General features: G+C 57.1%; 8 protein-coding genes and 1 pseudogene. 6 read left to right on the forward strand and 3 right to left on the reverse strand.

Annotated features, from left to right (window positions below):
• Window positions 1-463: 463 nt before the first annotated feature.
• Window positions 464-1,683 (reverse strand): annotated as a pseudogene (locus tag CYG48_RS18500) (IS3 family transposase).
• Window positions 1,684-1,777: 94 nt separating this feature from the next.
• Window positions 1,778-4,390 (reverse strand): ATP-binding protein, encoded by a 2,613-nt coding sequence (locus CYG48_RS18505; protein WP_118852030.1) that lies wholly within the window; start codon window positions 4,388-4,390, stop codon window positions 1,778-1,780.
• Between the two features lie 149 nt (window positions 4,391-4,539).
• Between CYG48_RS18505 and CYG48_RS18510 the strand changes: the two genes are divergently transcribed.
• Window positions 4,540-5,706 carry an EAL domain-containing response regulator gene (locus CYG48_RS18510; protein ID WP_118852031.1) on the forward strand — a complete coding sequence of 389 codons (1,167 nt, stop codon included), beginning with the start codon at window positions 4,540-4,542 and terminating at the stop codon, window positions 5,704-5,706.
• Between the two features lie 56 nt (window positions 5,707-5,762).
• Window positions 5,763-6,965 carry a pilus assembly protein TadG-related protein gene (locus CYG48_RS18515; RefSeq protein WP_199925348.1) on the forward strand — a complete coding sequence of 401 codons (1,203 nt, stop codon included), beginning with the start codon at window positions 5,763-5,765 and terminating at the stop codon, window positions 6,963-6,965.
• A 705-nt stretch (window positions 6,966-7,670) separates the two neighbouring features.
• On the opposite strand, the gene CYG48_RS18520 is transcribed toward CYG48_RS18515, so the two are convergent.
• A complete protein-coding gene (locus tag CYG48_RS18520) occupies window positions 7,671-8,150 on the reverse strand; it encodes an MgtC/SapB family protein (protein ID WP_118852033.1) in 480 nt (159 codons plus the stop codon).
• 1,020 nt (window positions 8,151-9,170) lie between these two features.
• On the opposite strand from CYG48_RS18520, the gene CYG48_RS18530 reads away from it, so the two are divergent.
• The 4 genes from CYG48_RS18530 to CYG48_RS18550 all read left to right on the forward strand — a co-directional run bounded on the left by CYG48_RS18530 (window position 9,171) and on the right by CYG48_RS18550 (window position 12,493).
• Complete coding sequence (locus CYG48_RS18530) at window positions 9,171-9,482, forward strand: hypothetical protein (RefSeq protein ID WP_118852035.1); 312 nt, start codon at window positions 9,171-9,173, stop codon at window positions 9,480-9,482.
• 149 nt (window positions 9,483-9,631) lie between these two features.
• Window positions 9,632-10,378, forward strand: coding sequence for a TerC family protein (locus CYG48_RS18535; protein ID WP_118852036.1), 747 nt, complete (start codon window positions 9,632-9,634; stop codon window positions 10,376-10,378).
• 967 nt (window positions 10,379-11,345) lie between these two features.
• Window positions 11,346-11,696 carry a transposase gene (locus tag CYG48_RS18545; protein ID WP_118849511.1) on the forward strand — a complete coding sequence of 117 codons (351 nt, stop codon included), beginning with the start codon at window positions 11,346-11,348 and terminating at the stop codon, window positions 11,694-11,696.
• Window positions 11,669-12,493 carry an IS3 family transposase gene (locus CYG48_RS18550; RefSeq protein ID WP_245450493.1) on the forward strand — a complete coding sequence of 275 codons (825 nt, stop codon included), beginning with the start codon at window positions 11,669-11,671 and terminating at the stop codon, window positions 12,491-12,493. The genes CYG48_RS18545 and CYG48_RS18550 overlap by 28 nt, the downstream gene beginning before the upstream one ends.
• The last annotated feature ends 111 nt before the right edge of the window (window positions 12,494-12,604 follow it).

Consider the following 12,604-nt stretch of genomic DNA (forward strand, 5'->3'; position numbering starts at 1 on the left):
ATCAGAGCTACCAGATCACGTCGCTGGCTGATTTAGCTTGGCTGCTGCTTGTAGCGGTGAAGGCGTCGAAACCGTCTGGTATCGCCGCCACTGGGTCATGCACCCACGTGGGTCGCGTTCTTTAGTGATCCGGCTTCGCAGAAGGGCGTGACGGACGCGGAGCTTACCTCTGGTGCGAACTGGACCCAGGTCTACGATCCGAAGCTGGTATGAATGACCACTCTGCTCGACAAATGCGTCACGGGCAGCGGAAGACACTTCTGCATCATGTGCCCGCCAGTCGCGGCGGGTAAGGGGGTTAAGGCCCCTGTCGTACGGTCGCGGACAACCCTGGCCCGCACGAATTGAACCGTCCCATGCTGCCAAAAGGCCATCATATTGTTCAACATGGTGGTTCGCATAGGAAGGAGCGATTGCTTGTCGACCAGTGGTACTGGGGTTGCCCCCAAAAGACCGGACATGCTCAGGTTTGAGATTGCGAGCTGATGAACTCGCGCGGGGACTGATATCCTAATGCGCTGTGCGGGTGAAGATTGTTGTAGTGCTCGAACCAGAACGGCAGTTGAGCGATGACGGTTTCAGCATCCGGGGTGGGATTGACCGAGACGTAATCGCGCTTGAAGGTTTTGACGAACGCCTCGGCCATGCCATTCGATTGTGGACTGCGCACCGGCGTCGTGCACGGCTCCATGCCGATGTCGCGCAGTAAGGATGCGGTGTCCTTGGCGATGAAGCAGGAGCCGTTGTCGGTGAGCCATTCGATAGGTTTGGACAGCATGTTGATGCGGCCGAAGCGGTTCTCGACAGCGGTGATCACCAGGTCCTGCACGTCTTCGCTCTTGATACCTTCGGTGGTGGCAACATGGGCGATTGCTTCACGGTCGCAGCAGTCGAGGGCGAAGGCGACACGGACCTTCTCCTTGTTGTCGCAGCCGATCTCGAAGCCGTCGGAGCACCATCTAATGTTCGAACGCTCGACGGCGACCCGGTCGTTGTGAAGGCGATCATCGACCGCTCCGGTGTGGCGCACCAACAGCAGATTGTGCAGCTTCATGACACGTTAAACGCGTTTGGCATTGGGCCACGAACGTCCGTCTTTCCGGGCATTCCGACGCAGGATGGCATGGACACGACGATAGCCGTAGGTGGGCGTTTCGGCGATGACGGCCTTGATGTCCTCCACCAATTCGCGATCAGGTAGTGGCGGGCGTCCTCTGGCTCTGGAAGGGGAGCCTGCGGCACGCGCCGCGATATTCGACCAGGCGACACGAAGAGTTTCGCAGACGGTCTTCATTTCAAAATCCCCCTCGGAAGAGAGAGCGAGCGCAACAGATGTTTTTTTGGGCCTCCGGCGATTTCGAGCGCTTCCTTGAGGATTTCGCTCTCCATCGTCTTCTTGCCCAGCAGGCGTTGCAATTCCTTCACCTGGGCCTGAAGCGCCCGGTATTCGGATGCCGGAACGACCTCCTCTTCGGCGGCCGTCGCCGTCAGCGCCCCTTGGGACGCCAGCTTGCGCTAGGCGAACAACTGGTTCGGCTGGATGCCATGACGACGCGCGACGATGCTCACTGTCGCGTCCGCCTCATAGGTCTCTTGGATGATCGCCAGCTTCTCTGCCGTGCTCCAGCGCCGCCGACGTTCCGGCCCGGAGAGGACTTCCATCTTAAAATTGCTGCTAGTCATATCACCAACATTACTCCTACCCAATTAACTAAATGGGGGAGCATGTCCGGGCCTTTCGGGGGCTAGTTCAGGTACAAGCGCGCTGTCGTCCTTCTTAGGCGGAGATCGAAGCATCGAGTTCTGCCATGGCAACTAAGGTGTCGCTCAACGCAAGTTCAAGCTCGCGTAGGAGCGCGTGGTCAGCTGTAGCGCCCGAAACCAGCACCGTTTCAATCCGCTCGCAGATTGACATCGCTCTTGCAGCCCCTGCACTCGAGCAGTTCGACTTTAAAGCATGAATGAGCCGCTTCCCCTCCGGACCATTTGACATGATCTCAGCAACCGCCGTTCGAAATGCATCGAGCGCGCTAGCGCGAAACATTGCAAAGACCTTACTGCGTATATCCGCTCCTGTGCTCGTCCGTATGTTCTCGAACATCGTCATGGTTTCGCTTGAGAGTAGCGAGTCCACCCCATGGTTTGTGACTATGTCTTCCCCATTTCCGGGACGAACGATCTGCAGGTCGTGGAAAACCCTGGTCAACTGAGCGATATTGAAAGGCTTTGCGAGGTAGCTGTTCATCCCCGCATCTTTCCAATTTCCACTCTCCGTGCCCATGACGTGTCCGGTCAGCGCGATGATGAGTGAGGGCTGGCGAGCCGCAACCTGCTCCAGCGCGCGGATCTCTCTGCTAGCTTCGAAGCCATCCATTCCAGGCATGGAGCAGTCCATGAATATGACATCATACGATCTGGCGCGAGCCTGGCTGATCGCGTCCTGACCGGACTCGGCGAGGTCGGCTTGGATCCCAAACGTCCTCAAAGCTTCTGCGAGAACCTCACGATTCACGGCTACGTCGTCGACGGCAAGCACCTTGAGGTGACGCAGGTCTGGAAGAACGTTCGTGCGCTTTTCCCGGCAATCAAAGTCAAGCGTCGAAAAATCACCGTCCTCCACGGCTGCACAGACTAGGTCGAACGCCGACCGCGGAATTGGAAGTGGAACTTCTGCGGTGACGTCAAGATGGTTCGGAATAGAGACTGACGTAGCGGCGAAGGGGCGAAGGAGGACGATAGGCATGCCGAGCGCAATATCGGAGAGATCGTGAGAAGTGCCGGCGCGGATGAATACAGCCTTGCAGACGCCACTCGTCCTTTCAAACACAGAGATACCCCTTGCCTCCAAGGCTTGGGCAACAGACCAACGGGTTATGACGTCGTCATCGAACAGAGCAACCGAAAAGTCAAAGCGCTTCGATATCTCACTCGCTGCTTCAGTCATCTTGAACGGAATCGATATGATGAACCGAGACCCTTTCTCAACCTGGCTTTCGACCCGAACCGTCCCTTTCATCAGTTCGGTCAGTTGTTTCGAGATCGATAGGCCGAGTCCAGTCCCGCCGAACTTGCGAGTAATGCTGGAGTCGGCTTGGGAGAAGCGCGTGAAGATCCTATGGATCTGGTGGGAGGCTATGCCTATCCCCGTGTCCTCTACCGTAATGGCAATCTGGTCGTCGACCACCTCGAGCCTGATCGTAACACCGCCCGTCTCGGTAAACTTCAAGCCATTGTTGACCAAGTTACTAACGATCTGCGTCAGGCGTACGGGATCACCGACGACTTTGAAAGGCACCTGAGGTGAGATGAATACGGCGAGCGAAAGTCCCTTCTCCCTCGCCCGCTCTGAGAACAGACAAGCTACATCCTCAACAAGAGCATCGAGAGAAAACTCAACCTCCTCGAGTTCGATTTTACCCGATTCGATCTTCGAAAAATCCAGGATGTCGTTGATTATGTGAATGAGGTTCTTGCCGGATCTTGTGATAATCTCCGCATATCGTTGATGCCTTGGCGACAGCGGCGCCGCCGACAGCATCTCGGCCATCACCATCATGCCGTTCATCGGCGTTCGGATTTCGTGACTCATCGTTGCAAGGAAGGTGGACTTGGCAGCATTTGCTGCATCCGCTTCATCCTTTGCCGCTCGAAGCTCTTTGGTGCGCGCGTCCACCGTCTCCTCCAAAGTCTCCATATGTCGTTGCAGAAGACGATCGCGCTCATCGATATGCGCAAACATCTGGTTGAACGCGTCGACCAGCACGCCCACCTCGTCGTTGCGTTGCTTGTTCAGACGGCGCCTGAGGTCGGACCGTTGGCCGATGTCGATGAATTGTTCTGATAGATCCCGTAGAGGACGGATGACCCGCACCACCTTGATCCTGGCGAGGTACGAAGTTAGGCCTACAAGCATGCCCCCGAACAGAAATGCATAAAGGGCGGCGTATAGGTAACGTTCGATCAGGTCCTTTGGCTGTGCGCGCATCAACACCGATCCCACAGATCGGCCGGCACGCCTCACGTCGGCTGTCACCTCGATCGTCGTCGGGATGTGCCACCAAGCGTCCTCTCGCCCGACTAGCCTAGCCCCGCCTCCGATCTCGGCAATCACGTCTCCAGTTGAATCAAGCGTCGCGATATATCCCACCTCAGGAAGATTGCGGACACCGCGGATGACTTCGAGTACCGTGCGAGCGTTCTGTTCAGCAACGCCGTCACTGGCGGCAGCAGCAAAGGCAAAGGCCGCGCTCTGGTAGCGAGACGTCTCAGCTAGCATCGACTGACGAAAGTCAACGACAAGGAAACCACCTACGGTAACGCTAATACCTGTGGCCACCGCTGCGATGACAATCCGTGAGATACGGGTCGAGATCGGGCTATCAGGCTTCATTTGTTTCCTCTTTTTAGAGAGGATCGCAGAAATTCCTTAACCAGACGGAACGGAAGAACGATCGATCGCATGAACGGTGCGATTTCCTGCGCACGCCTAGTAATAGGTTCTTATTCATTCTCATATGTCCTCCATATCAGGAGGCTTTAATGAAGCATTCAATCAACTGCCTGATCGTAGATGACGACCCGATGTATGCCATCGTGGCATCTAGCATCTTGTCGACGCTTACATCGGGCTTATTGCGAACGGCACCCTGCGGACGGGCCGGACTGGCTGCATTGACACGGGAGGCGCGCGACACCGACCTCGTCTTCTTGGACCTCAACATGCCGGACCTTGATGGCCTTGCGTTCATGCGCGCAGCGCACGAGGTTGGTTATGCTGGGAATATCGTTATTTCTAGCGGCGAAAGCCGCGCGGTTCTCCGGTCTGCGGAGGCCATGGGCAGAATGCTTGGGATCTCGATCCTCGGTGTCCTTACCAAGCCACTGACGATGGAGGGGGTCGCCGAGATGCTCGCGAAGTCAGAGATGACAAGGGGGCCGTCGGCCAAGCTTGGGGGACTGGCTGGTAAGGACTGCGAACTGACTCCGTACTACCAGCCTCAATATGATCTCGCGACGCTTAGAATTGCAGGTTTCGAATCCCTGATCCGACTGACCTCAAAAGATGGCCGAATCCATGGACCGGCAGATCTCTTTTCATCGGTCAACGGACTTGAGGATCTAACCGCTGTTTCGCTGGAGATCGCGACTAAAGTCGTGCGTGACTTCCGAACTTGGCCAGTTGGCCGAACTCGAGCTGATGTATCAATAAATTTCGACGCCTCCGTCCTTGAGCGGCCACACGTAATCGCCGATCTCCAGCAGGCTGTGACTGACCTTAGCGCAGATCCAAACACGATTTGCATAGAGGTTACGGAAAAATCGCTCCCTAAAGATCCCTCGCGTTTGGTCGAGGCTCTGACGAGGTTGAGGATGTTTGGGTTCAAGCTATCGCTGGATGACTATGGAATGGGAGCTTCTAGCTTTGAGCTCCTTCGGCTTTGTCCATTCTCAGAGATCAAGGTTGACAGGTCAATCATCGAAGCATGCCCGCATGATCGCGTCACACGAAAGTTTTTGCACGCGGTTGCGGGGCTTGCCCGGGACCTTGAACTTGTCTCTGTTGCCGAAGGCGTTGAAAACCAGGAAGAACTGTCAGAGGTTCGTGCGGCGGGCATGGATCGCGTACAGGGTTTTTTGTTCTCTCGACCGGTGCCATCCCAAGCAGTTGCTGAACTGATGAGCGATCCGGAGGCATATCCGGCATGATTGGATCTTCGGTGCTGCGGACGTCCCACCGTATATTGGCTTGCACACGTGGCCACATGGCAATGCTCACGGGAATCATGGCTCCGCTGTTAATCGGTGTCGCGGGCGGCGCTGTCGACGTGAGCGCATTTCTGACGCACAGGACAAACCTGCAGAACATCGCCGATGCCGCAGCTCTTGGTGCGGCGAAGGAGGCCTCCTTGAATGGCTGGGCAAACTCTGCCGCAGTCGCGGTCGTGAACGGTTACCTCGAAGCGCACAAGCACTCCGGGGCTGAGGGCACCGTTGAAGCGAAAGTCGAAGTGGACTCCATCAAAAAGCAGGTCACCGTAACACTTGAGCAGGACCACCATCCGTATTTCGTGGTTGGGTATCTTGTTGGAAGTCCGCAGATTCGAGTGTCATCGGCCGCTCAGACCAATAACAACACCAACATTTGCGTTATTGGGTTAGACGAGGCAGATGCAGCGACGGTGTCGCTCGAAACAAATGCGGCGATTTCGGCCCCGAAATGTACGGTCTACTCGAATTCTTTGAGCACGAGCGGCCTCACCTCAACTGGAAACGCCAACCTCGTCAGCCAGCTCGCCTGTTCGGCAGGCGGTTTTGCTGGCGCACCGCGGAACTTCAACTATCACAATCCCTTGACGGACTGTCCTAAAGTCGCGGATCCTCTCGCCTCTCGTCCGCCTCCAGCTGTTGGTCCCTGCCGTGAGATGGAGGCCGACTATCAACAGTACATTGGAAACCTACAGCCGGGGGTCTACTGCGGGGGTTTGACCATCCGCGCCTCTTCTCAGGTTTCGCTCAAGCCAGGCATATACGTCATCAAGGACGGACCGCTGATCATAGAATCCAGCTCTGTAGTTGAGGGTAAAGGTGTCGGCTTCTATTTTACGGGAAAACACGCCGGCATGTTGTTCGGAAGCAGCGCGCAGGTCGACATCGAGGCTCCCATTACTGGCGCTTTGGCCGGCCTCGTCACCTTTCAGGACCGCGCATCCGCTGAAACGGACTTCGTAATCACGAGCAACAAAGCGCGAAAGCTACTCGGCACAATCTACCTTGCCAACGGAAACTTGATTATCGACGCCAATAACAAGGTTGCCGACGCGTCAGCATACACAGCCATCGTCGTCAGGCGTCTTCGCCTCTCCAAGGGACCCAACCTCGTGCTGAACACTGACTATAACAAGACTCTTGTGCCGGTTCCTGAAGGCGTCGGTGAGCAAGCGACCACGGTGCACCTACTATACTGAAAACATCGCCCGAATTGGACACAAGCAGTACGCCACGTCGATGTGTTTGTGTACCAACAGAGCTGACGTTAACAGGGACGCCGCGTGAGACGTTAGCAACCGACCTGAAGCAGTCGCTGTCTGCGCTAGCGTGAGTCAAGTATGACTTCGTTCATTTCAGAAGGGTTGGCTGCGGTGTCACCTAGACGACACAGATCTTCCTGTCGCTGGGCCGCTTCGATGCGCTCGATGATGAGCTAACCTCCGTTGATTGCGCCGGTGCGCTGTCCAGCGGTCCCGCGACATGACACTTCAGACAATCGCCACGAGTCTTCTGTGGCATGAGTTTTCTCCTGCGCCAGCGCATTCTGAGCTTGAGGCGCGTTGCCATGGCATTTTCGATCTCCAGAAGAACCTCTTGATGATATGGGCGGCGCAGCATCTAACACAAGGCAGGCAGCGGGTGGATCGATGATCCAGTGCTCACGCCGCTGTCATACGCAGCTGTCACCCACCTAGTGCTTGGATGCAGGTTCTTCTTTGGGAGTCGTCTCAGGAGCTGCCGGTTTAACTTGGTAAGGGGAAGGCTAGATCTCGAGGTTTCGAAGAAGACATTGTGACGCTGCCACTGGCGGTACCTTGGCATCTTCCTGAGGGCTCACACGAGGCGTCCTTGATGACAAGCACAACGGCGATACGTCTTCTACCGAGACGCACGATTAGGATCTAGTCCGGTTCCGAATGCTTTGGCAGGATCAGGGGGACAGCTGCGAGAATTATCAAAACGATCACCGTAGACAAGACGGCGGTCGCTTCCAATCCGAGACCGGCAATAATACCGATCCCCGCGGTGGCCCAGATGTTGGCCGCCGTGGTCAGTCCTTCTACCTGGCGCTGTGCTGTGCGAACCATGATAGCGCCGGCACCAAGAAAGCCAATTCCTTGAACGATTCCCTGCAGTACGCGTGACAGATCGCCGATCTCCATGCCGCCCTGCAGCGGACCTATCACGAATAGTGCCGCACCGACGGCCACGAGCATATGGGTCCGCACCCCGGCGCTTCTCCGCTTACGCTCACGTTCATATCCAAGGATCCCCCCAAGCACCGCCGCGATCACCAGGCGCACCGTAATTAGTGTTATGGTAGACGAGTCTGGAATGTCCGAAAATTCTCTCACGAGAGTCGACCATATTTCCTCCCCCACGGCAGCACCTCTTTATTCGCGGATACGGAAAGCCGAGGACTTCCATACAATATATAAGCGCTGGCAATTAGCGTCACAAGCGGGCGTCTGCAAGAGCAAGCGGCGCGACCAGGTTAGGAAAAGGAGCATCGCAATGAACCGGAGATCGCCAGCGACTGGAACGTTGCGACGCGTCACATCGACCTACACGACCATGCAGATCACGGACGAGGATCGCCCGTCGCGGATGACACTGAAGACGTCGAGACCTATTTCATGGCCCGCCTGCGCATCGGCAAGGCGCACCGACATGTCGATGAGGCCGAACCGGCCCTACAGCTTCGAACATATCTCCGACGATGCAGGTGGCGAAGTACTCGTCTACTCAATCGGGAGGTCGATATCGAAACCTTTTGTGATGGAGAGTTCTCGGAGCTGCTGAAGTGGGACCGTCATACTGGTCTTGGGAGACGCACTGGGATCGTCGACGAGCTGCGGGGAGACAAATACATGATCATCGCGCGTCAGATGCCGGTGACAGGGATCGGGCGACGAGGCTGAAAAGGGGTTCACGTTGCAAGTGGGCTACCCTGTTCGGAGATGAGCTCATCGTCGGCTCCCACGGGAAAGTCTGCCAGGAGGAGTGGATCAAGCGCGTCGCCCTGAGGGCTACACCGCATCTAGCTAGGACTGGGGCCATGTCTATCGGCGGGTTCGGGGTGTCATTAATGTTGGAGGGGCGAGACGTCGTCCACGAGGCGGCCGGGTGGGCATTCGTACCTGGAACGGCGGTATCTCTTCCCGCGCAAGGGCTCATGCAAGCCATTCCAAGAGCCGATCAACGAACGAGAGCATGGCAGCAGCACGTTTTCTTGTTCCCGTCTCGAATTTATGGTCTCTGCTCACCCCCTTGAACATGAAGCCGACCGTGCCTAAATGCAGCGTAACCCGCTGGTCCGGGCCCCTCTGGCGTAGCTGTCGGCGCTTGCGCGATGTCGGACCGTTTCCGACATGCTGCCGAGTACGAAAGAGTATCCTTCGATGTTGTCCGAGATCGCCGCTTGGTTGTTCGCCCTGTTTGTAGTCGATCCAATCTATGAAGAAGTGCGCGAACGCTTGGAGGCAGCGAACCTATCAACGCAGGTCTTCCAGCAGTCCCAGCAATGCCTCTCCACCCATGGACCGAGGCTTCTCACGCAGGCGGGGGAGGATCCCGTTTGGGCCATCGGGACCGCCGTCGGTATCGCGACCGGCTCGATATCGCCCCAACAACTTCTGAACATCAACGACCGTCATTGCTCTGTCGTATCTGGGCTACTTGCGAACCAGCGACGCGAGAGCGCGGAAAGCTAACCCATGACGGCCGGCGTCAACTCCGCCGGATGCTCCGGCGTGTACGTGGGGCTGACGCTGCTAACTCGAGCCGTTCTTGATTTAGCGCACCTTCCGTAGATCATCAGTTCGGTCGCAGTCTTTTGCGACGCCCTCAGGAGAAGACTTAAATGCAAGGTCTTATAACGCTCGCTCAGGATCCGGCCGCGTGGGTGGCTCTTCTGACGCTTGTCGTAATGGAGGTGGTTCTTGGCATCGACAACCTCATCTTTATTTCCATCCTTACCAACAAGCTTCCCCCGGAAAACCGAGAGCGGGCGCGCAAGATTGGTATCGGGCTTGCCCTGGTCATGCGCCTCGCGCTGCTTGGAACCGTGGCATGGATCGTCCGGTTGACGACGCCGATCTTCGAGATCTTCGGACATGCCTTCTCCTGGAAGGACCTCATCCTGATCGCCGGCGGTCTGTTCCTTGTCTGGAAAGCAACAAAGGAGATCCACCATTCGGTCGATCCTGTCGATCACAAGGAGGACATGGTCGGAGGCGCCGCCTCGATCACCTTCAGCGCGGCTATCGGGCAGATCCTTCTCCTGGATCTTGTCTTCTCGATCGACAGCATCATCACCGCTGTTGGCATGACACCCCACCTGCCGATCATGATTGTTGCCGTCATGTCGGCAGTTACAGTCATGCTGATTGCCGCAACGCCGCTTGCCAACTTCATCGCCAAGAACCCGACGATTGTGATGCTGGCGCTCGGTTTCCTGCTTATGATTGGCACCACGCTGATTGCCGAAGGCATGGGCTTCCATGTACCAAAGGGCTACGTCTACGCGGCCATGGCTTTCTCCGCTCTGGTGGAGGTCCTGAATATGTTTGCCCGCAAGCGAAAGAAGTCCGGTAACACCACAGCTTGACAGCACAGAAGACGTTTGCGGAATCGCTTCATCTTCATCCGGCGGAATTGCGATACTTAAAGATCTGCCTTTCTCACTACCTACCGATAACTGCAACACCAGCGGCTCAACGGGAAACCTGACCCTTCCCAAAGCTGACCGATGGGCTGGCACCTCTGTCTGCGCCACCGGCCGGATGCGGAAATGATTTCCGCATCCGTGCACCCTATGATCTCCAGTAAGGAGCCTTTCCCCGAGTACCTCACGTCTACATCGCGCGGATGGTACGGCACCACCGGCGGCAGGCATGGTCAAGCTGGCACTTGGGCCGGAATGGGTAGAGGGCGTCGTTGCATGCTAGGGCGATATCATTGAACACCGCCTCCCTCTCACGGATACTGAGGCCTTGGCACTCCAAGTAGTCCGCGAAGGAGGCGTGGGTTTCTCCAGTGAACGCGGCGTTCTCTTGCTTGCGAGCTGCCGTCGTCATCTGCCCCGAGTACGCACTTCAATAGTTGTACCGGCTTTGTCGAAACCTCCTGCTCGCTCATCGTGCCCCCGCTGCTGGCGCGCTACCTCCGCGGCGTGCGTTTTCGCTCCTCTGAACTCCGCAACGTCTTCGCTCCCGTTCGCCGGCAGCCTCAGTGTCGGCCGGCCACATACATCATGAAGCTGGATCGCTACCTTTGGCCGACGGCATCCACTGCGAACAGAGGTGGTCCCGCTTGGTGAGACAGCTTGGCGGCTTGGCTAAGGTGCTCTGGTTTCGTTTCTACGCCGCCAGTTTCTCCGTCATTTCCGCCATAGCATAGACCTTGGTATTCGGCGAGAGCGCTCTCGAAGTCGTGCCGACGCTCACTGTCATTCATGTAGATTTCGGGCTGTGTTTAAGCATGGAATGTTGACCCCACTGTGGAGTGCGCCCCTTGGGGTGGACAGATCGGGATGAGGAATTGACCGGCCTACCGGGTTTTCGGAAAGAAGACCCATGGCAAAACACCGCAGTCACAGCGTCGAATTCAAACGTCAGCTCGCGCAGGAATTCTTGGCCGGCGAAACGCTGCATGGTCTGGCAAAACGCCACGACGTGTCGCGCAACCTTATCCGCATCTGGGTGCAGAAGTATGAGCAAGGCGCATTCGACGACGATGCGCAGGCGGTCGATCTCATCCAGGAATACGAGGCCCGGATCGCCGCCCTCGAGCGGCTGGTTGGCAAGCAGGCTCTGGAACTGGAATTTCTAAAGGGGGCTCTGAAAAGCGCACCGCGGCGGAAAAACGGGACTACATCCATCATCACCGGCCCCGCGGCATCTCCGTCGCGGAAGGATGCCGGCTGATGGGAATGGCGCGCTCCACCTATTATGACTGTCCAGAACGGCCGGCCGACGACACCGCGATCGTTGAAGCGATGTTCGCAATCTGCGACGAGTTCGAGTTCTACGGCTACCGCCGTGTCGGTGCGGCCCTGCGACAGCAGGGTCTTGTCGTGAACCACAAGAAGATCCGTCGCCTCATGCGCGAACACGATCTGCGTCCGAAGATCAAGCGACGTTTCATTGCCACGACCGACAGTGACCACGACGGCCCGATCTTCCCGAACTTGGCGAAGGACATCATCCCGAGCGGTCCCAACCAGCTCTGGGTCAGCGACATCACCTATGTCGCTTTGCCGGCCCGGTTCATCTACGTCGCCATCATCCTCGATGCCTGGTCGCGGTTGATCGTCGGTTACGCCATCGGTCGGTCGATCGACGCACGGCTGACGATGGCAGCCTTGAAGGCGGCCATTGACCAGAGAAAGCCGCCGCCGGGCGTGGTCCACCATTCGGATCGCGGCTCGCAGTATGCTGCCGAGCTCTACCGCGAGACACTGGCCGTCAACGGCTTGATCGGCTCGATGGGCCGCCGCGGCAATCCGTACGACAACGCCAAGGCCGAAAGCTTCATGAAAACGCTGAAGGTCGAGGCGGTCTATCCGATGGCCTTCGAAACCTTCGAAGAGATCACCGAGCACCTTCCCCACTTCATCGAGGAGGTCTACAACAAACGCCGGCTCCATTCAGCGCTCGGCTATTTGAGCCCGCAACAGTTCGAGGATCAACACATCCGGCAGACTGGCAAATCAGCAGCCTGATCCTTGTCCACCCCAAGGGGCGCACTCCACTGGCGGGGTGATACTTATCCAATTTTGACCCCTCCCTATTTTCATCGGACCATCCGGCTTTTCAGCGGATGGAGTGGGGAG

The sequence above is a fragment of the Neorhizobium sp. SOG26 genome (assembly GCF_003491345.1).
Lineage (GTDB): Bacteria > Pseudomonadota > Alphaproteobacteria > Rhizobiales > Rhizobiaceae > Neorhizobium > Neorhizobium turbinariae.